Source organism: Chitinophaga polysaccharea, from assembly GCF_902150045.1.
Lineage (GTDB): Bacteria > Bacteroidota > Bacteroidia > Chitinophagales > Chitinophagaceae > Chitinophaga > Chitinophaga polysaccharea_A.
In genome coordinates this window covers 2,848,539-2,867,931 of the sequence record NZ_CABFVU010000001.1, presented here as the reverse complement: position 1 = coordinate 2,867,931, position 19,393 = coordinate 2,848,539, and the positions used below count along the sequence as shown (strand labels likewise).

Annotated in this window: 22 protein-coding genes; 13 read left to right on the top strand and 9 right to left on the bottom strand. The window is 39.7% G+C overall.

The genetic code is table 11. The features are described 5' to 3' along the window. Positions 1–144: 144 nt before the first annotated feature. The gene (locus FN124_RS11840) at positions 145–534 is read left to right on the top strand and encodes a hypothetical protein (RefSeq protein ID WP_142684922.1); all 390 of its coding nucleotides are present in this window, start codon (positions 145–147) and stop codon (positions 532–534) included. Positions 535–1,470: 936 nt separating this feature from the next. On the opposite strand, the gene FN124_RS11835 is transcribed toward FN124_RS11840, so the two are convergent. The 3 genes from FN124_RS11835 to FN124_RS11825 form a co-directional block, all read right to left on the bottom strand. Continuing rightward, complete coding sequence (locus FN124_RS11835; RefSeq protein WP_142684921.1) at positions 1,471–1,827, bottom strand: hypothetical protein; 357 nt, start codon at positions 1,825–1,827, stop codon at positions 1,471–1,473. Between the two features lie 119 nt (positions 1,828–1,946). Next, complete coding sequence (locus FN124_RS11830) at positions 1,947–2,867, bottom strand: helix-turn-helix domain-containing protein (RefSeq protein WP_142684920.1); 921 nt, start codon at positions 2,865–2,867, stop codon at positions 1,947–1,949. A gap of 100 nt (positions 2,868–2,967) precedes the next feature. Next, positions 2,968–3,819: an SDR family oxidoreductase gene (locus FN124_RS11825; protein ID WP_142684919.1), complete on the bottom strand. Its 852-nt coding sequence runs from the start codon at positions 3,817–3,819 to the stop codon at positions 2,968–2,970. Between the two features lie 273 nt (positions 3,820–4,092). On the opposite strand from FN124_RS11825, the gene FN124_RS11820 reads away from it, so the two are divergent. From FN124_RS11820 to FN124_RS11770, 11 genes are all read left to right on the top strand, one after another. Further along, complete coding sequence (locus FN124_RS11820; protein ID WP_142685543.1) at positions 4,093–5,076, top strand: helix-turn-helix transcriptional regulator; 984 nt, start codon at positions 4,093–4,095, stop codon at positions 5,074–5,076. A gap of 95 nt (positions 5,077–5,171) precedes the next feature. Then, on the top strand, positions 5,172–6,239 hold the full coding sequence (locus FN124_RS11815) for an alkene reductase (protein ID WP_142684918.1): 1,068 nt from the start codon (positions 5,172–5,174) through the stop codon (positions 6,237–6,239). Between the two features lie 24 nt (positions 6,240–6,263). Further along, positions 6,264–7,151 carry an NmrA family NAD(P)-binding protein gene (locus FN124_RS11810; RefSeq protein ID WP_142684917.1) on the top strand — a complete coding sequence of 296 codons (888 nt, stop codon included), beginning with the start codon at positions 6,264–6,266 and terminating at the stop codon, positions 7,149–7,151. Between the two features lie 185 nt (positions 7,152–7,336). Further along, positions 7,337–7,912 (top strand): ligand-binding sensor domain-containing protein, encoded by a 576-nt coding sequence (locus FN124_RS11805; RefSeq protein WP_260607401.1) that lies wholly within the window; start codon positions 7,337–7,339, stop codon positions 7,910–7,912. Positions 7,913–8,059: 147 nt separating this feature from the next. Further along, complete coding sequence (locus FN124_RS11800; protein WP_142684916.1) at positions 8,060–8,377, top strand: hypothetical protein; 318 nt, start codon at positions 8,060–8,062, stop codon at positions 8,375–8,377. A 21-nt stretch (positions 8,378–8,398) separates the two neighbouring features. After that, positions 8,399–9,523 (top strand): hypothetical protein, encoded by a 1,125-nt coding sequence (locus FN124_RS11795; protein ID WP_221887757.1) that lies wholly within the window; start codon positions 8,399–8,401, stop codon positions 9,521–9,523. Positions 9,524–9,565: 42 nt separating this feature from the next. Then, a complete protein-coding gene (locus FN124_RS11790) occupies positions 9,566–9,994 on the top strand; it encodes a carboxypeptidase-like regulatory domain-containing protein (RefSeq protein WP_142684914.1) in 429 nt (142 codons plus the stop codon). Positions 9,995–10,199: 205 nt separating this feature from the next. Then, complete coding sequence (locus FN124_RS11785) at positions 10,200–11,585, top strand: hypothetical protein (RefSeq protein WP_142684913.1); 1,386 nt, start codon at positions 10,200–10,202, stop codon at positions 11,583–11,585. A gap of 33 nt (positions 11,586–11,618) precedes the next feature. Continuing rightward, positions 11,619–12,137, top strand: a complete 519-nt coding sequence (locus FN124_RS11780) for a hypothetical protein (RefSeq protein WP_142684912.1) — start codon at positions 11,619–11,621, stop codon at positions 12,135–12,137. 233 nt (positions 12,138–12,370) lie between these two features. Continuing rightward, positions 12,371–12,718: a hypothetical protein gene (locus FN124_RS11775; protein ID WP_142684911.1), complete on the top strand. Its 348-nt coding sequence runs from the start codon at positions 12,371–12,373 to the stop codon at positions 12,716–12,718. Positions 12,719–12,935: 217 nt separating this feature from the next. Further along, complete coding sequence (locus tag FN124_RS11770) at positions 12,936–13,490, top strand: hypothetical protein (RefSeq protein ID WP_142684910.1); 555 nt, start codon at positions 12,936–12,938, stop codon at positions 13,488–13,490. A gap of 827 nt (positions 13,491–14,317) precedes the next feature. On the opposite strand, the gene FN124_RS11765 is transcribed toward FN124_RS11770, so the two are convergent. The 5 genes from FN124_RS11765 to FN124_RS11745 form a co-directional block, all read right to left on the bottom strand. Continuing rightward, complete coding sequence (locus FN124_RS11765; protein WP_142684909.1) at positions 14,318–14,809, bottom strand: hypothetical protein; 492 nt, start codon at positions 14,807–14,809, stop codon at positions 14,318–14,320. A gap of 29 nt (positions 14,810–14,838) precedes the next feature. Then, entirely contained in the window at positions 14,839–16,230 is a 1,392-nt protein-coding gene (locus FN124_RS11760) for a hypothetical protein (RefSeq protein WP_142684908.1), read from the bottom strand. Between the two features lie 351 nt (positions 16,231–16,581). After that, complete coding sequence (locus FN124_RS11755; protein ID WP_260607400.1) at positions 16,582–17,469, bottom strand: HipA domain-containing protein; 888 nt, start codon at positions 17,467–17,469, stop codon at positions 16,582–16,584. A 43-nt stretch (positions 17,470–17,512) separates the two neighbouring features. Then, positions 17,513–17,839 carry a HipA N-terminal domain-containing protein gene (locus FN124_RS11750; protein WP_142684906.1) on the bottom strand — a complete coding sequence of 109 codons (327 nt, stop codon included), beginning with the start codon at positions 17,837–17,839 and terminating at the stop codon, positions 17,513–17,515. Beyond that, positions 17,832–18,041: a helix-turn-helix transcriptional regulator gene (locus tag FN124_RS11745; protein ID WP_142684905.1), complete on the bottom strand. Its 210-nt coding sequence runs from the start codon at positions 18,039–18,041 to the stop codon at positions 17,832–17,834. Before FN124_RS11745 ends, FN124_RS11750 begins: the two co-directional genes overlap by 8 nt. A 416-nt stretch (positions 18,042–18,457) precedes the next feature. On the opposite strand from FN124_RS11745, the gene FN124_RS11740 reads away from it, so the two are divergent. After that, positions 18,458–19,051 (top strand): 2'-5' RNA ligase family protein, encoded by a 594-nt coding sequence (locus tag FN124_RS11740; protein WP_142684904.1) that lies wholly within the window; start codon positions 18,458–18,460, stop codon positions 19,049–19,051. Here FN124_RS11740 and FN124_RS11735 read toward each other — a convergent pair. After that, positions 19,048–19,371 (bottom strand): hypothetical protein, encoded by a 324-nt coding sequence (locus FN124_RS11735; RefSeq protein ID WP_142684903.1) that lies wholly within the window; start codon positions 19,369–19,371, stop codon positions 19,048–19,050. The genes FN124_RS11740 and FN124_RS11735 overlap by 4 nt on opposite strands. Positions 19,372–19,393 lie beyond the last annotated feature (22 nt).

Sequence of the window (19,393 nt, the reverse complement as noted above, 5' to 3'; positions counted from 1 at the left end):
TACATAACCGGGCATTTAGTTTACAGTTACAATTAGGCTAAACAACCAAAATAGCTATTTACCGCTCCGGCAAATAAGAGAAACGAGTATTATTTATAGTTATGCGCAGATGCTATTCATTATTCATATAGATAAATCGTGTCCATGAATCAAAAGGAAACGATCAAAGAGATGAAAACTATTTGTATCGATATTGCGGCCAATTTTGAAATACCACCAGCATTAGTTGAAATCATCTTGATCAAAAGGTTGTCAGAGCTTCAAAAAACAAGGCAAATGATCCCGGAATACATTAAAGAAGGTCATCTATACAGACTTCTGGTCAACTGGAAAGGGAGATTCCTCTCAATAGGCCAGGCTGATCAGGTTTGGCTTCAATTTTCAGATGGGACTATTGTTGGCGATAAGAAAGGTGATAATCTGCACATATTTAGCTGGGATGAACTGACCAGAATTATTCACCTTAAGCCGAATTCTGCTCTGTATCGCAGGATCAGAGAAACTTTAATTGCACGTATTACCGCGCTGGTATGAATGGATTTTTAATCTATAGTGGTAGATACAAATTTGCCTCCAGCTGGCAGACCCTACAGCCCAGATAATATGAAGATGATTTTTTAAAAAAAGGAGCTTCCAAAGTAAATATCTGACACAACTTATTGCTAAATGTGGGCATGATTGGATTCGAACCAGTGGCTTCTTCGTTCTGGATCAGAATTGTAATTTAAATGATTAAGAAGGTATGCAGCTATATGTGTGTTGCTGCTAAGAGTAGCATCCGGTTATCTATTCAGATCGCAGGCTCTTAACCGGATTGGTAAATGCTATTCGAATTGTTTGAGAGCTTAATGTAAGCAAAGCAGTAAACAACATCCCCACCCCGCTTAACACAAATATTCACCAGCTGATAGACGTGCTTACTCGCTCCTTTGACAAAGAACACATCTTCGAAATATTTATGCAACAAGGACGAGATGCCGCGTTACGGCAAATAGCTGAAAAGGAAAATTGTTTTTTGGCAAACTTTAGTCAACCGCAACCCGGACCAACGCTGATAGCTGCAGGTCCATTTATACCAATGCAAACAGCGTGGGGGCACTTATGTCGCTAAAATTCAACCGTTTATTATACACCTAACAGTAAGTCTTGAAGATGTTTATGAAGGCTTGTTGTATAGGAGGCAACGCCATGGTGCCATGGTGGACCCGAATCATGAACTTTTCGGAAGCTGGGATAAGGATATCATGACTGCCTGGAATGGACATAGGTATTCTAAGTTGCCCAAAGCTGTAGCTATTGAAAACATATCCCGTTCAATGGCAGCAGTGGTACCAACGTATACTCACCACCAGCATATTTCATTTCCGGGCGGCCATCTGTCAGATAAGCAAGTCATTAAAGATGAGATTTTAAAGCAGTTGAAAATCGACTAGTGCCAATGGAAGCTTTTTGGAGTATGCTCTGATGTAATTAATTTAAAAGCTTTTTACCCAATGGTGTACTTGTATAATCCGAGCCGAATGCCTCAATACATTTTTTACATTGGGCACGGATTATATCCTGTTCGGATTGGCCGTCTTCCAATGTAATTTCATAGGCAGGTCGATTTTCAAATACAAGCTCGGCTTTTAACCAATTGTATTGTTCATTTTCCACCCTATGTGAAATTTTATAGCGAGTTATAGTTAATGGTACGTTGTCCGCCCAAATGGTTAAATCAATGGTAAATTCACCGCTGTATCGTCCAAATTTCACCGGTGCATAAACTACAAACTTGCGGTAAATCGGCATACTATTAAAAAGATTATGGGGGGCTTTTATCTTCATGGAAGTTTTATGGTCGCTAAGATTCTCATTTCCCAATTCGTCTTCTAACAACAAGCCGTTTCCCGGCACTCTAACCTGATAAGACAGATTTGCCCCTGGGATGGATCCGAACCTTAGTTTTAATTTAGCTTTCTGAACTCGTTAGGCGTTGTCCCAGTTTTATTTTTGAAAAGCTTATTGAATGATTGTGGATATTCAAACCCGAGTTCGTAAGCAATCTCTGAGACGGACAAATTGCTTTGCAATAACTTGTTTTTGGCAAGTTCAACAACATGATTATGTATATGTTGCTGCGTTGTCATTCCAGTAAGACTCTTTAATAAATCACTTAAATATTGAGTAGAAACAAACAGTTTTTCAGAGAAGTACTGTACTGCCGGAAGCCCTTTCTTTAGCCCTTGCTCATTCTCAAAATAATCCCTTAGATACACTTCAAATTTAGATAATACATCGTTATTGATCTTTTTCCGGGTAATGAACTGGCGGCTGTAAAACCGATTACAATAATTAAGTAACAGGTCAATATGAGAAACAATGACATCCTGACTAAATTTGTCGATATTACTTTGGTATTCTTGCTTAATATCCTTCCATATTTTTTCGATCGTTTGCTCTTCGCGGGCAGAGAGGTGTAAAGCTTCACTTAGAGAGTATGAGAAAAACCCATATTCCTTTATCTTGTTAAAGAGTGGATATGATCTTATGAGATCAGAATGAAATATTAACCAATCGCCCATTGCACCATCATTCTCTGTTATTTCAGTCGCGGTTACCTGACCAGGTGCAAAGAAACTGAGCACTCCGGAATCGTGATCATAATTGGTTTGACCATACTTCACCTTTCCTTTGAAGTCTTTTTTAATGCAAATTGAATAGAAATTATATACTACAGACTTGCCATTTAAGTCTTCAAAATTATCCCGCCTGATCAATCCGTTTACACTTATTAATGGATGTTCCGGCTCGGGCAGTCCAAGTATTTTGTGTAATTGAGGTATTGAGTTGATGATCTTTACATCATCTTTTACTTTCCTGTTCATTGATAATGTCATTTACGGGAGTTGTCAATTAGCAAATATAATTTAGTATCTGCATAGCCAAAAATAGTAGTCCCCTATACCAGTAGCATGCGAAAGCGGACTAATTAGCGCTGGATTCTTCCTTCTTTTGCTCAAAAATGCTCCTGGTGAAGGTATGGTACTCAGCCTCAGAGGTGCTACGACGGGCATCCAATATAGGTTTGATGTCATTGGTTGGGGTGTAACGCAACTGATCGGTATTATCAGTTGCAGCAGTATAGATAGCATCTACCACTTTGTCTACAGCATCAGGATCAGAATTGCCTTGCATACCTCCATACATTGCGCCTGTATGTTCCAGGAACGGCAGGTAATCTTCAATGTATTGCAGCCGCCCGGCTTCGCCGCCAACACGCTGCATAAATTTAGTAGCTCCTGCGCCTCCCGGTTCAATGATTTTTACTTTGATACCCAGAGAAGCCAGCTCATAGCGTAAGCCCTCAGACCAACCTTCCAGCGCAAATTTTGATGAGCTGTAAATCGAAGCCATCGGAAATCCAATAACACCTGCGCCTGAGCTAATATTGATGATAGTACCTGATCGATTCGCACGGAAGTGTGGAAGAATTGCGCGAACAACATCCATTGCGCCGAATACATTCACTTCAAATTGTTGTTGAATTGCGTCACGGGAAGCGCTTTCGAAAACTCCGAATAAACCGTAGCCAGCGTTGTTAACTACTACATCTATTTTGCCGAAATGCTCAATACCAGTGGCAATTGTAGAATCGATAGTTGTATTGTCCTGTACATCTAACTTTTCAATAAGTACATCTTTGCTATTTTGCAGATCGCCAGCTTTGCTAATGTCACGCATGGTGGCAATGACGTTCCAGCCATGATTGACAAAAAAATTGGCAGCTGCGGCACCAAAGCCTGAAGAGGTTCCTGTAATTAATACTGTTTTTTTCATGTTTCTACCTGTTAAAGTTTTATTGAAGATCTGTTGATAGTTTTATGCTGAACAAAATTGCGGAGAAAGACAAGGCCCGAAGTATCCAAAACAAGTATTGTTGTATCCAAAAACAGATCATTTTAGTTTAAGCAGGTTCTGTCGGATACAAAGGTTTTTAAATCTTGCAGAAAGGGATCCGAAAATTGTCCTGCCAGAACAGCCAGAAAATGTAACCCCACCATGACCGGTTTTTCGTATTTTGCAACTACGCAACCAACGCACTTAACGTTAATGATATTCAGTTTTTCCGCTACTCCTGATTTCGACTTTCTGACGCAGTTTGCCCGTCACATCCAGGCGCCGGTGCATAACGATCTGATGACAATGCCCGGGCAGCTGGGGCAAGGACATATTCGCAGGCTGGCATTCGGCCCTGAGTTCAAGATCACGATCCATCATTATTTACTCCAGGAAGATCTCATCATCAAGCGCAATTCATCGGGGTTGGGGAATGAACTGATCACCGTGTTTTTTTACAGCAATGAACAGTCACTCGGAATTGCTTTCAATGATAACCCCCTGGTACTTTTCTCCAACCGTGATGATTCGGCTATCCAGGTAACATCCAATGATCTCAGCTCAACCATACGCTTTCCCGCAAATCATTATATTAATTATGTGGTGGTGGCCATTACACCGCCCTATTTAACGGCATTATTAGCCGTTAAAGATCTCAATTCGGTACTACAAACAATTACCGGCAGCGGTAATTCCTTTCTTTTCTTTGAAAGCATGACCGCCGAAACAAAGCTGCTCCTTAAAAATATTGCCGCGGTGAATATGAATGATAACCTGAGCCGCTTCTACATACAGATCAAGGTACAGGAACTGCTTTACCTGATTTTTCATCAACTGTCTTCGCGTGAAAGCGCAGCGTATCAAAGCATCAATAGTGCAGATGCGGAAAGATTGCTGTATATCCGCAACGAGATCCTCAGCGACCTGAGTGTGCCACCAGTGCTGCGTGAGCTGGCACAAATTGCTGCTATGAGCGAAACCAAGCTTAAACAGCTTTTCAAACAAACTTTTGGCAGTACTGTCTATAATTACTATCAGCAGGCCCGGATGGAAGAAGCGGCCTTCCTGTTAAAGCAAGGCAAGCGTTCCGTTGCGGAGGTGGGCTATGAACTGGGATTTTCCAACCTGAGCCACTTCAGCCGGCTGTTTGAAAAACATTATGGCCTCAATCCCAAACGATTTTCCACCCAATCTTAACCCCTCCACCGGATCCGACTGATTTTGCGTCCTTTTGCGCTATTATCAGCTCTCCATAAGACTCAACTTTGCTATGTCAAACAACACATAGCAAGATGAAAAAGTTATTCCTGCCGTTCCATAACGGCGCACTGCAATTAAAAAACCACATCGTAATGGCTCCGATGACCCGGAGCCGGGCCCTGAACAATATACCCAATGAGCTCATGGCCTCCTATTACAAACAGCGTTCAGGCGCCGGGCTGATTGTTACGGAAGGTACCTCCCCCAGCCCTGAAGGATTAGGTTATCCGCGTATTCCAGGGATCTTTTCTGAGGCACAGGTGGAGGGCTGGAAAGCTGTAACCAGAACGGTGCATGAAAGCGGTTCCAGGATCTTTTTACAGCTGATGCATACCGGCAGGATTGCCCATACTTCCAATTTGCCGGAAGGCTGTCAGCCGGTTGGTATGTCGGACATTAAAGCAGCCGGTGAGATATATACAGATACCGGCCTGAAGGAATACTCCGTGCCTGCAGCGCTGAACGCACAGGGTATTAGCCGCGTGATCGATGATCATGTTAAGGCCGCGGAAAATGCCATAGCGGCCGGCTTTGACGGTATAGAGCTGCACGGTGCGCACGGTTACCTGCTGGAGCAATCATTAAACCCCCATATAAACAATCGTAACGATCACTATGGCGGATCGATCGAAAACCGCAGCCGCTTAACGCTGGAGATCGCAGAAAAGATCGCAGCTGCCATCGGCGCAGAAAAGGTAGGTCTGCGCATCTCACCATTCTTAACATCGAACGATATGCCGGCGTATGAAGAGGCGGAAGTACATCAAACCTATGTTCGCCTGGCCACTGAATTAAACCGCCTGGGCATCGCTTACCTCCATATATCCAATAACCCGGGCATCCCGGAAAAAACGCACCAGGCTATACGAAACACATTTTCAAAGGTGCTGATCTACTGTAACGGATTGACCGCAGAAACAGCGGAAGCAATGTTACAGAACGGAACAACAGACCTGGTGGCCTTTGGCAGGAGCTTCCTTTCAAATCCCGACTTCATAAAACGGATGGAAAAAAACGAGCCCGTGAATGAAATTGATTATGCAAACCTATATACCCCCGGTGAAGCAGGGTATACAGATTATCCGGTACTTAATTATTAATCCCCACACAAAACATACAGCACCATGAAAATTACAACAACAGGCTCATTAGGAAATGTAGCCAAACCATTAGTAAAAAAGCTGGTAGCAGCAGGACACCAGGTAACCGTTATAACTACCAAGGCCGAACGCAAAGACGAAATTGAGGCTTTAGGCGCAGTAGCGGCCGTAGGATCGATCAGCGACGTATCATTCTTAACCAGTGCTTTCAGCGACGCCGATGCAGTTTATGCCATGATGCCGCCCTCAATGGGCCCCTCAAACATGATCCAGAACATTGCAGATGCAGGGCAGGCTTATGCCCAGGCCATTAAGGCGGCGGGTGTACCCCGTGTGGTTATGCTGAGCAGTGTTGGCGCAGATGCCGCTGAAGGAACAGGTCTCGTACAGGGCGTACACCGCGTAGAACAAATATTCCGGGAGCTGTCCGGTGTGAACATCACTATCTTGAGATCGGGCTTTTTCTACGTTAACTTTTTCAGAGATATACCACTGATCAGAAACATGAACATCTTCGGCAATAATTACGGCGGAGATGACCAGCTGGCACTGACACATCCCGATGATATCGCCGCGGCTGCAGCAGAGGAACTACAGGCAAAAGGAAATGGCTTCGAGGTTAAGTATATCGTCAGTGATATCTCGACCGGAAACAAGATCGCCGCCCTGTTTGGTCCGGCAATCGGAAAACCGGAATTAACCTGGACCGCTATTCCTGATGAACAGCTGAAACAAGGCATGCTGTCTGCAGGATTACCACCTGAATTAGCTGGTCTGATCACGGAACTGGGACAGGGTGTAAGAGCCGGTATTGTTACAAAAGACTTTTTTGCCACTAGTGGAAAAGCGAGGGGCCAGATTAAACTTGAACAATTCGTTGAAGAGTTTAAGAGCAGATATCAGCAGGCTTAACAATGTACATACTGGATATCAAAAATATATTAGCCGGCCGGGGTTTCCTAACCGGCTTTTCTAATATTGTTCAATGTTTTGACGAATCGTACCAATATATAAAAGGCATTGCAACAGGTGATACAATTTTCTTTTAAAACCCATAGTATTTTAATCTCATTATTTATATTTGGATTGATGGGTTAGTGCACAATGCAGTAACCGCTGTAATACAGGATAGTACAGGTTTGATATGGGTAGGAACCCGTGGTGGACTAAACCGTTTTGACGGGTACTCTTTTAAAGCCTACAAAAACAATAATGATAAATTCGGCAGCTTAGGGAATGATGTTATTAACTGTATAGCCGAGGATAAAAACAGGATGATCTGGATAGCTACCGGCAAAGGCATTTTTAAATATAACCTCTACAAGGAAGTGCTCACTGAGCTGGAAACCGTCCCGAAAGAATATACCAACAATATTGTAATAGACAAGGATAATAACCTATGGTTCCTCATTCAGTTCTCCCTGTATAAATACATACAGGCAGAGAACAGGGTTGAGGATTTAAAAACAAAGGCATCCTATATTGCGCTGGATTCAAATATGAATTTATGGATGGGAGATAATGATGGCAATATTCATATTTACAACCCAAAAAAAAAGCCTGCTGCCAGGATAAGGATCATTAATAAAAATTTGCCCGCAAATGCCCGGTCTATCAGCAAAATATACCCCCTAATCCACTGGTTTAAAACGGTATCATTTGATATCAATTGATATGATTTCAATAAACTGATATTCAAATAAATATGTCATTTCCAGGAACTAAAGTAACTGGCTTCAGATCACCCTTTTTTATCCCTCGCCTGTCATTATTAGGTTATTGTTAATCTAATATTTATTCAAACACCCAAATCCTAAACTATGTTAAAGTCTGTAATACCCCACTTTAAATTGGCAATTGCTGCCATTCTTATTGTTTTACTGGCTATTTCCGGTTGTCAAAAACAAACAACGGAACCGCCAGCTGTTAAATCAGCCGTAATATCGGTTGAGGAAGCAAAAAATTGGTTATCAGCAGGGCCTTCAGGCCTGCAAACTGTGTTTAGCCAACACCGCGATCCCGGAACCCCAAATTGGGAAGATGCCACAGTAATAGCGTTCCCGGATAAATCCAGTATCTTAAAAGTGCCATTAACTGGCTACAAACTACCAGTAGGCTACAGGGATCTTCTTTTTTAGAAGGATTCCAATGGTGTGGTATTGGGAGCTATACAGGAAATAAGGCCAGAAAATAACTATCTGTTGGCGAAAGGTCGTAATGAAGGCGAGAACATGAGGCAGTTTGTGAGTAATGAAGATTTCACAGGTGACATAATAATTTTTGATCCATTTAATAATGCCCTCCTTAGAGGTAGACGTTTCAAAGACGGCCTATTGACCGGGGAACTGAAATACCGGCCACAAGCATTGATAGTAGATGACCCGACTGGTCCGGTGGATCCAAAGAAAAAGCCAGGCGATCCTGATGGCGATGACGATGGTCCAGCCTTTGAAATTGACCTTCCTGCAGTGGAAATAACCGCACCCCGACCTGGCACTCCGAAAACCCCTGGTACTAATATTCCTTTTCCTTCAGAGCCGGTACTGCCTAAGCCTGGAGGGCCGGCAACTCCTAATAATCCAATTCCTATTGGCGGAGGAGGTGGTGGGTCAATACCTGCATCCTTTACAAGGAAAATTGATGATTCAAAACTCCCCCCCTGCATGCAGAAGATTTTGGCTGCTTTAAAAACTCTATCTAAAGGCTCGGTTGCTAATATTGTAACTAAATTTGCGGGTAATACACCAGGATACAATTGGACTGTGCAAGATGGGCGTCTGTCATCAAATACAAATGGCGAAACAAATAGCTTATATGACTCCAAGACTGGAACAGTTACTACTACTATTGATTCAAAAAAGTTTACTAGTGCAACAGATCTCTCAATAGCAAGAACAATATTACATGAATCTGTTCATGCCTACTTAGTTTCATTTTTTGGATACGAAGCATTAAATGCGAATGCAACATATCCTACTATGTTGCAAGATTGGATGAAATCTAAGAAACCCAATCTTAATACAGTTCAACATAATGAAATGGTAAGAAGTTTTATTATCGATATTGCTAATGCATTAGAAGAATATGGACGTAACAAGGGGTATAATCTCTCCCGTCAATTTTATGATGATATGGCTTGGGGGGGATTAACCGGTACTTCTGCTTTTAAGGCACTCTCGACATCAGAACAAGACAGAATTAATAACATACTAGTAACAGAACAATCAGGTCTGGATACAAATGGAGACCAGACAAAGCAATCAGGCAAACCAGGGGGATGTTAATTGAGAAATCCAACCGAATATATAAAAACAAATACTTAAAGAATGAAAAATAACTTAGTCATAGCCTTTTTTGCATGCTGCTTAATTAACCAGTCCTGCAAAACACAAAATGCGTTTTTAACAAAAAGGAATGTTCATAATTCTGATTGTGGAGGATTCCAGATTACTTATGATAGAAACTTAAATTCAGAAGATAGCATTCTTATATGGGGTACTGTCAAAGAATGTAAATTTGGTAAGAACGTACCATTTACCTGGATAAAAATATTGAATGAAAATGATAAAGTAATAGATACGGCTATAACCAATACTACGGGAAAATTTAAAATGAGTGTCATTCCAGGCACATACAGCATATCTGCCTTATGTATAGGTACTGGTGAGTTTCAATCAGGATGGATAGATTTTGGAAAGGGAAATTCTTTTGAACTTAATATATTTCTAAATCGAAGTCCAAGCTCAAAGGATTGATGCTTATACTTGTAAGTTGAAATACGTTTTAAATCATCATAAGAAGGCACCGCTGGCCCCCAATTCTATTTACTATAGGCAATAGTCTCAAATGCAATAAATTTATCTAGTGTATGATTCATTTTGTCATATCAGTCGAAACAAGTTATTTTGATGCAAATTTTGTTTGAGAGTAATCTTTTAATTAACCCACCCCACCTTAATTATGATTAAGATTGTTATGCAACCCTTCAAGTCGCACGTGGCTGCGCTTGTTCTTTTGGTTTTAGCTATGTCCGGCTGCCAAAAAGAAACTTCTGAATTAACCCAAAATCGGACAACCGATATTTCGATTGAAGAGGCGAAGAACTGGCTTTCACCCGGACCATCAGGTATTCAGCCGATAACCCTGCAACACCGTAATCCTGGAACTCCGGATTGGGGAAATGCTCAGTTTTTTAAATTTCAAGACAAATCGAGCATTCTAAGAGTTCCATTAATCGATTATTATCTTCCGGTCGGCTACCGGGACATTTTGTTTCAGAAAGATTCAAATGGGATTATCTTGGGAGCTATTCAAGAAATACGGCCAGGTAAAGCATATCTGGCTGCAAAAAGCAGGGATGGAGATGAAGACATGAGGCAATTTGTGACCAATGAGGATTTTACCGGTGACATAATTATTTTTGATCCATTTGACAACGTTCCTCTTAGGGGCAGGCGTTTTAAAGACGGCCTTGTGACTGGTGACCTGAAATACAAATCACGAGCTTTGATGGTGGATGATCCCATAGATCCGCCGAAGCCAAAGAAAAAACCAACAGGCCTTGATGACGATGGTCCAGCCTTTGAAATTGGCCTTCCTACGGTGGAAGTGACCGCACCAGGACCACGCACTCCAAGTACCCCTGGTACTAATATTCCCTTTCCTTCAGAGCCGGTACTGCCTAAGCCTGGAGGTCCGGTAACTCCTAACAATCCAATTCCTATTGGTGGTGGGGGCGGGGGAAGTACATCTACAGGGGCAGGAAAGAATTCTATCAAAGAAATTAAAACAGATCAAATGACTAATCAATGCTTATCTGAAGCAATAAGGCTAGCCCTTGATAAAGGATTAAAGAATGAAATAACTATCACATTCAATAATTTATCCTCTGGTACAGACGGTTTTGATATAACCTTTAAAGAAGCAGCATTGGCTAAATCAACTTCTGCGCAAACTGAAACAGTTAGTCGCTATGACATTGGAATTACGCTAAATAACATTACACTACCAAATTCATCTAAAGAATTCATAACAGCAACCATTTTGCACGAAGCTGTTCATGCTATGTATGATGCCAAAGGCGTTTCTACTGGCGCCAATAGATTAAGCTTTTCTGAATATGTTCAACATAATTTAATGGCTGATAGATACGTGAAGGAAATCGCTTCAGCCCTTCGAGCAATATTTCCTACACTCCCTGAGGATGACTCTAAAGCATTAGCCTGGGAGGGCTTACAAGACGGGGCTTCATGGAAAGCAATGAAACCTGCTGAGGCCAACAAGCTACTGTTATTAGGAGATGAATATGATCAGTCCCATAAAAAAGGAACAAGGTGTTCAAAATAGATTGATACTTAACTAAACTTAAATTGGAATGCTATGAAACTAGTTAAATACATTATTCATAATATACTGATCGTGAATGCATTTATTTTTCTTATAAATCCCGTTCACGCGCAGAATAAATTTAATACCACTGAAGTAAAAAAAATTGAGAAAACAATATCGAAGTTGGTCAAACTCCCGGCAGATTTTAAAGAAAGAAAAAATTCTGCATGTTTTTCAATAAAATTCACGTTTGCCCACGACTATGTGCTCACGCAAATCGCCTCCTCTTCGAGATCCCCATCTGGATTGGATTCTGGTTTATTTAATATAAAAAATTATTCAAATATAAACTGGTATAAGTTATTTAAGGCTAATATTAAAAAAGCTAGTGAATTGATAATCGTAGTTTCAATACGCCCAGATGATAGCATCGATGAAGTGCCAAATATTACACACTACCAAGTAGATGATCTCTTTAACTTTAATAATAATAATAATAATAATGATGCAAGCAGTGTCTATATTTTGCCCAGAACTTTCGCAATTCAATACGGTCGAGTTATAAAATAATGTCGGATTGAATTAACACCGTTCTTCGGAAAATGTAATGTACATCACAAAAACGTTGGTTTTTGAAATAATTCCATTCCACTGATGTAAGATAACATAAAACTATAGCTTATGCTTAATAACGTGGTGTTAGTGATGATAAATTTTATTTTATTTCAATGCGTATCTCTCCGACCAGTGTACTTGTTCGAGGGATATGTATTAATTGGTTGAACCCAGCAGCAGCGTAATATATGAAGCTATCTGACATAATAATCATTTCTTTCCTTTCCATTCTTTCTTATGGGGCCTTTGCTCAATCTAAAACTGAACAACCTAAAGAAAGGGTAAAGTTTTACAAAACATTGGATTCTCTGGTAGCCCCATTAACAAAAGGAAAATATGATGAATTTTCATACATCTTCCGAATAATGCTTGATTTTGACAACAGTGAAAAATTGAAAGTAGTTAAGACCTCTGATTCATCCCCACGCGATCTTTACAAAGTGGTAGATACATTAAAGATCTACGGATTAACTGGAAAAAAGTCTTTGATGACAATATCAGAAATAGAAAAGCAATTATTACAGTTTACTATATGAAGGAAAGAGATAATGGGTCAGTATTGTTCCAGTATGCTGATGATGCGTCAGTATATATTGATCAGTTTGGTGAAGACGTGATTACTAAAAAGAAAGGGTACAAGGTATCTTAACCTTTCGGTACATATAAAAAGATTTGCAGGGAAAAACCGACCATTTTAGAGGTCGATTAACAACTGAATATCTTTTATCTTATCAGATCTTATTATAGTAGTGTATGGGAGAACTCAAAAAAAGGCGAAAGATATTTACAGGATTATTGCTTTGCTTTTTGTGTTTGATTAAAACTACAGTAGCTCAAAAATATTCCGAATCAGAGCCAGAAATATCTAAATTGTTGGATCTGATTGATTCAGAGAGAAAAGAACTCAGAAAAGAAAGTTGCCCTGATTGCTCATATATTACATTGATTAAACTGACTTTCAAAAAGAATGAATTAGACAGTGTTTCACTTTCTTACTCGACTCCGCTTTCTTTGCTTCCGTTAGCCGACAAAATAAAAAAACTCCAGATAAACTGGAAGGCCATTCTAAAGAAAGCTGGTGGTAAACAGAAAATCATATTGCCTGTCATTTATCTAAATAATCGATCAGGGGGATCCGTATTATTTGCGGATGGAAATGATCTCCTTAAGGGTATGTTTGAATTTGAGAAAGGTGACATATTAAGTATAAAAGAGGCTATGTATTGGTGGTCGCCAGTCTGGATTATAACTGATTCTGGTGCGAAGGAGGGTAAAATGGTACCGGATAGCACGCAGCTTCATCGGTAATGATCCGATAATGTTTTCACAATGCTTATGTTTAATAACCTCGACGTTAATGATAAAAATCAAAGTGAGTGTTAAGATAACTGTGTAAACTTTATATGGTGATCATAGCTGCAAGTTACATTGGTCTTGACCCAAAAGATTTATAAATTGTATTAACATAATGGGCCAGTCTCTTTGGGACATGGTCCATTTTTTTGAGCTTGCATCAGGCCGAGGTAGACCACCTGTAGGACGTGCAGGATATGTTGCCTAAAATTTACTGCTGATGTACCCCAATGTGTACCCAAGGCTTAAAATAAATTCACAAATAAATATCAATCTGTTATGATCACAAAAATCACCTTGACGAGGCTACAGATAGAAAAACGCGGTTTTCTATTTTAACCGGTTCGTGGATGTAATACAACTATTATCTGTAATAGCTACTACTTAACCATACAAAATCCCTTGTACTGTCCACGTAGTAGCTATTACATTAAATATAATCGATGAGTATGATTATTCTCTAATATCCTCCCTCGGCCACCGTATAACCATCGGGTTTAGCCAAATAAACGAAAACTGGAGTTAAATGGAAAATCGTCTTTGCTAAATGTCATGTCCTCTCAAAAACTACCCTCCCTAAAAAACATGCGAAAATAAGTGCGGGGGTAGGTCTTGATCAGGAAGACAGTAATCCAGCTCCTTCTTTTTTTGAAACAAGTCTACAAGTAACCGATGAGTATGATTATTGTGTATTATACTGTGTAAAAAGATAATATGATTGGAGACGGCGCGGGGAGTATCCCAATCGGGATCGGACGCAAGTTTCAAAATATGAAATTATTTTAATTTATTGTTTCGCCAGCTTTCATGATAAAAGGCTGCAATAGCACTCCATTCATAATAGGGGTTCTTTTTTCGGAAAAGTTGAAAAGATCATCTATGGTATATTCAATAATAGTAGTTGAGTTATCATTTTCTCTGTACAATGCGATGGGAAGTATTATATAGTCTCCCTGCCTGATTTTCCTGTTAAAAAATGATTGCCAGTCAATGCCACCATATAGCGTTTTATCCATTAGTTTATCCTTCATCCCGTCTGGTGTATATTTTGAAGGAATAATATCTTCCAGTTTATTTTCCGGGGAAATGAGATACTTAACAGAAAACAGTGATGTTGATTTGTTGTCGTAAAGTTTTTGCGGATACCTAAGGTTTTTACTCAAAATTTTATACAGCCGTTCTACCCCTTTTTCTCCACGTGTGTCGTCTTGTTGTGCGCTGGCAGTTAGAATGAAAAAAAAACAGATAAGAAGAACGTTAATCAATCTTTTCATATTCAGAATTTTAAGCTTATAGTTAAAGTTTAATTACAGCGGGTACCTTTTGTATGTCCAGCTTCATACTGATCTCCTCTCAATAGCATATCATTAAAGTCTTTTGGCTTAGTGGTCTTCCAGCTTTCCCAAATTAAAGTGCCGGAGAGTCCTCCCCATGCAAGTGCATCAGCATCTTCTTTAACTAAATTAGGAAATACTTCCCTCAAGCCAATGCTAATTCTTTCAACATAACTACTGGACAAAATCTGATGTTGGAATTTTTCGTTCCAACTCAGTGGATCATTATTCTGAACTTTATTAGCGACGAACATACCATGTATCATTTCATGATACATGGTAGCTACCATAATTTCCTTTGATGCGCCTTTTAACAGATTTTTATTCAAAGTAATTTGAATATCCCAATAACCATTACCCTTATTTATTGGCTTAGCGGCGCCAAAAACATCGTTTGCAAGAATGCCGTCTTCTATATAGACAGTGAATTGTTCACTTCCTGAAAATAGTTTGTTGAAAGTGGTTTGAATATAATTTTGCAAATTTTTATTTGTTGCCATATCTACGGCATCCTTTATACATGTATCAGAGATATTGATGTTAATTGTCTTAACGCTATTGTTTCCACCTCTGTTGGAGCTAGTTCCACCACCACCTATCGGAATAGGGTTATTTGGTGTAACTGGCCCTCCAGGAACGGGCCTTACCGGCTCTGTCGGAAACGGTATATTAGTACCCGGTGTTTTCGGAGTACCCGGTGCGGGTGCGGTAATTTCCACCTGTGGCAGGTCAACTTCAAAGCCCGGACCATCATCATCAAAGCCCCCTGGTTTCTTCTTTGGACGCAGCGGATCTATAGGATCACCCACCATCAATGCTTGCGATCTGTATTTCAGGTCGGCATTCAATAGGCCGTCTTTGAAACGTCTGCCTCTAAGGGGGAGATTATTAAACGGATCAAAAATTATTATGTCACCTGTGAAGTCTTCATTACTCACAAATTGCCTCATGTTCTCCCTTCCAGTGCGACCCTTTGTCACCAGATAGCTATTCTCTGGCCTTATTTCTTGTATAGCTCCCAATACCACACTATTGGAATCTTTCTGAAAAAGAAGATCTCTGTAGCCTATTGGAAGTTTATAGCCAGTTAATGGCACTTTTAAGATACTAGATTTATCCGGGAACTCTATTACTGTGGCATCTTCCCAATTTGGAATACCAGGATTTCGGCGTTTGTTAAACACTGTTTGCAACCCTGAAGACCCTGCGGATAACCAATTTTTTGCTTCCTCAACCGATATTACAGTTGACTTAATAGTTGGCTGTTCCGTTGTTTGTTTTTGACAACTCGACATGGCCAATAAAAGAATAAGAATTGCGGCAATTGCCAATTTAAAGTTGGGCATTACAAACTTTAACATAGTTTGGGATTGGGGTTTTGAATAAATATTAGATTAACAATAACGTAATAATGAGAGGCGAGGATAAAAAAAGGGTGATCTAAAGCAACAGTTTTTTTTACTTAAAGAGAATACTAATAAGATCGCTCTCATTTACAGACTTCGCCCCATTTATCTGCTTGATAATCTTTAAATGTAAGTATCCGGTAAAATACATCTAGTGCGCTATTATAGATAAATGGCGTGACATATTAAGAAAACAGATGTATTTTACCGGTAGCATACCGATGTCCGGAGAAAAAGCTTCGTCTGTTAGAATATAGTATTGTTCTCATTCTCCCAATTGTCGGATCAAATCGGAGCTACCACATATTATCTATCAAATATCCTTTGTTTTTGATACCATATTGATTTGTACTTATTCTTACTATCCTCGTCCAAAAAAGAAGCATCAATAAGCGACTCAACTTTATCATTATTTGACTTGAACTTCAGAAATACATTCTCTCTGACTTTCGCGGGGATACTTAAACTATCTGCGAATGCAATGAAGTCCGACAGTTTTAATCTTTTCTTTTTAGCATTTAGCGTTAATGCAAGATCTTCTTCATCAAGGGGATTAACCAAGTTTACATTCAATAAATCATATGGCGGGCACAATGATATTCCATCTTCAAGATGCAGTACGGAGAAATTTTTCAGATGCATATCATTATTCCCTGTTAGATAAGAAAATAATACCAGTTCAAAATAATTCAGTAGATCAAGCCCCTTGTTGGTACAAAACTTCATTATCAATTTCCCGATTTTCTCATAAGAGCCTTTGTACTTGTTTTCTGTCAGAAATTCCGACAGCTGACAAAAATCCTCCATATGGATTTTCCTGCCGTCTTTTCTATCAAGTCTTCGGGCTAAATAAACCATACTACCATCAGTTGCCCTAAGTAAAGTATGCTGACACACCTGTATATTAAATAAAGAGGCCAGATGCATGGTTAAATCTTCATTTTCAGGCATCATATGATAGCCATCATGCTGTGGTTTCAGAATATAGTCTCCCCACAACCCTACTTTTGTGTCCGGGCTGCCTTCATTGGTCTTCTCAAAGGCAACAGATAGCTTAGGCTGCACCCCTGTAACAGCAATTCTCTGGTTAATGGTTTGTTCTGCCAGCTGATTCAGCAACTGCTTACTAAATACTAATTCCGGTACCTTCCTTTTTCCAAAAAAATTCTCACAACATCTGGTATGATATTGCATATTACCTGCGTCTTTATAGCAAAACCAACAATTGGCCATCGTATCAATTATTATCATCAGGAATTATACTAACTGCTCCTATTGCATCCCTACATGTTTGCAAAAGCAGCTCAAACCGGTCATTACGTTTTACCTTCCAGTGATTTGTAGCTATATCCAATAACCATCCCTCCAGTATTAATCCATCAAAAAAAGGAAACAATACTTTACTTAAATATGCTCCATTTGTTAAAGGTATCGTAAGACTAACTGGTTTTGCGTTACCACTACTCAGGTATTCACTATCATAAATAAAAGTATAGCCATCATCAGTTTCGGAAATAATACCCGCAAGTTTATCCCCATAAAAAACTTTTCCTTTTTTACTCATTATGATATTTTTTCGTACCCGGAATAAGTTCCATTCCAAACAGCGCCAATAGTTGATTTACTTTATCCATTCTCATGGTAGTTTTTCCCTGTTCTATTTCTCGTATCAACCTTAACCCTAATCCTGATTTTAATGCAAGGTCATGTTGAGTCAGACCATGCTGTTTACGTTTGGCTTTAATTAATTCGGATAAAGTATTCATATTATACCCTTTAGGGTATAAAAATACGAAAAATTAGTACAATTATACCTTAAAGGGTATAAATTAAATTAGAGTCCTCCCAATTATACCCTAAAGGGTATAATATCAATAGCTACAATATCCCATCTTCACTGTTAAAGGCTCATGTATACTATCGCCATCTATCTTTCAGACCATCCTTATACTTTACCAGGCGGTAAAACAACAATAAGCCAACAGCTAAAGGATTGGCTAATATGCGGCGCAAATACGGCCTAAACGTGGGTTATATCCGGCGAAACCCGGGAGTATCCATACAGCAAGGTGCCAACAAACAGGCGTACATTATAAATGTATAACAGTTCTTTCATATCAGGCTGCTATTTTATATAAATAGCCGGCTAAACCAACCCTACGCGCATTTTGTTATTCCTGTTATGCCACGCCGCTATAATCCTGATCAGCTGCCACTTTTTCCACCGGACTCCATTCCTTCCAAAATGGTCACCTATTTCATTATCATCTCTCCGCCCCAAAATATAACAGATGATGTTAAACTCCTGGAGCACGAACTTTACAACCTGATCCCAGGCGCTAAAAGCGACCAATTCCTAAAAGCGCATATTTCTTTGCTAAAATTAAACTGCGAAGAAGCAGATACGGAAATCATTAACCTGGTAAAAAAAGCGGTTGAAATATGCGGGCTGGCCCGCTTTGAAATTGAGTTGAAGGGATATGATATTTTCCCGCATGGATATACATCAGATTCACTCGTTTTAAAAATCCGTTATCCTTATCCAATAACAGAATTGCATAAGTGGCTGTTCAATGCGTTTAAGCCTAAGCATGAACGCAAAAAAATAACACCACACCTGACAATAGTGAAAGATATACCACATAATAAGCTGAATGGAATAAACCTGTCCGGCTTTGATTATCACCATTCTTTTTTGTGCGATAAAATTACCATCCTGAAAAAATCTTCTACAGATACTATCTATAAACCACTTTTTGAAGTGCCATTACCCTAATATTCCGCCTGTCCTATATCCAGCCTGTCGATCTTACCATCCTTATCAATATGAAATTTAAAATAGGTTTTGAAATCACCCCACTGGTCGCTATGAAAGCGGCCATATACATCCAGTCCGTTGTTCTCCACTTTGTCGATACTGGTAAAGCGTTCATGCCCTATTGCCTTCTGCCAGAATGCTTTAAAATCCATCTTATTCCCGTCATCATACAGTGTTGCCTTATCAGTGAATAAAGCAAACCATGCTTTGCTGTCATTTGTTTGAAGGGCGTTCACCGCCTGCTTTACGGTGGCGTTGGTAAGTTTATCTGTATTCATACTAGGTTTGTTTTGCTGCACA

What these genes read in the sequence shown, in the direction of transcription:
- FN124_RS11840 (WP_142684922.1), top strand. Translation starts at nt 145, where the DNA reads ATGAATCAAAAGGAAACGATCAAAGAGATGAAAACTATTTGTATCGAT.
- FN124_RS11835 (WP_142684921.1), bottom strand. Translation starts at nt 1,827, where the DNA reads ATGAAGATAAAAGCCCCCCATAATCTTTTTAATAGTATGCCGATTTAC.
- FN124_RS11830 (WP_142684920.1), bottom strand. Translation starts at nt 2,867, where the DNA reads ATGAACAGGAAAGTAAAAGATGATGTAAAGATCATCAACTCAATACCT.
- FN124_RS11825 (WP_142684919.1), bottom strand. Translation starts at nt 3,819, where the DNA reads ATGAAAAAAACAGTATTAATTACAGGAACCTCTTCAGGCTTTGGTGCC.
- FN124_RS11820 (WP_142685543.1), top strand. Translation starts at nt 4,093, where the DNA reads ATGATATTCAGTTTTTCCGCTACTCCTGATTTCGACTTTCTGACGCAG.
- FN124_RS11815 (WP_142684918.1), top strand. Translation starts at nt 5,172, where the DNA reads ATGAAAAAGTTATTCCTGCCGTTCCATAACGGCGCACTGCAATTAAAA.
- FN124_RS11810 (WP_142684917.1), top strand. Translation starts at nt 6,264, where the DNA reads ATGAAAATTACAACAACAGGCTCATTAGGAAATGTAGCCAAACCATTA.
- FN124_RS11800 (WP_142684916.1), top strand. Translation starts at nt 8,060, where the DNA reads ATGTTAAAGTCTGTAATACCCCACTTTAAATTGGCAATTGCTGCCATT.
- FN124_RS11790 (WP_142684914.1), top strand. Translation starts at nt 9,566, where the DNA reads ATGAAAAATAACTTAGTCATAGCCTTTTTTGCATGCTGCTTAATTAAC.
- FN124_RS11785 (WP_142684913.1), top strand. Translation starts at nt 10,200, where the DNA reads ATGATTAAGATTGTTATGCAACCCTTCAAGTCGCACGTGGCTGCGCTT.
- FN124_RS11780 (WP_142684912.1), top strand. Translation starts at nt 11,619, where the DNA reads ATGAAACTAGTTAAATACATTATTCATAATATACTGATCGTGAATGCA.
- FN124_RS11775 (WP_142684911.1), top strand. Translation starts at nt 12,371, where the DNA reads ATGAAGCTATCTGACATAATAATCATTTCTTTCCTTTCCATTCTTTCT.
- FN124_RS11770 (WP_142684910.1), top strand. Translation starts at nt 12,936, where the DNA reads ATGGGAGAACTCAAAAAAAGGCGAAAGATATTTACAGGATTATTGCTT.
- FN124_RS11765 (WP_142684909.1), bottom strand. Translation starts at nt 14,809, where the DNA reads ATGAAAAGATTGATTAACGTTCTTCTTATCTGTTTTTTTTTCATTCTA.
- FN124_RS11760 (WP_142684908.1), bottom strand. Translation starts at nt 16,230, where the DNA reads ATGTTAAAGTTTGTAATGCCCAACTTTAAATTGGCAATTGCCGCAATT.
- FN124_RS11755 (WP_260607400.1), bottom strand. Translation starts at nt 17,469, where the DNA reads ATGCAATATCATACCAGATGTTGTGAGAATTTTTTTGGAAAAAGGAAG.
- FN124_RS11750 (WP_142684906.1), bottom strand. Translation starts at nt 17,839, where the DNA reads ATGAGTAAAAAAGGAAAAGTTTTTTATGGGGATAAACTTGCGGGTATT.
- FN124_RS11745 (WP_142684905.1), bottom strand. Translation starts at nt 18,041, where the DNA reads ATGAATACTTTATCCGAATTAATTAAAGCCAAACGTAAACAGCATGGT.
- FN124_RS11740 (WP_142684904.1), top strand. Translation starts at nt 18,458, where the DNA reads ATGCCACGCCGCTATAATCCTGATCAGCTGCCACTTTTTCCACCGGAC.
- FN124_RS11735 (WP_142684903.1), bottom strand. Translation starts at nt 19,371, where the DNA reads ATGAATACAGATAAACTTACCAACGCCACCGTAAAGCAGGCGGTGAAC.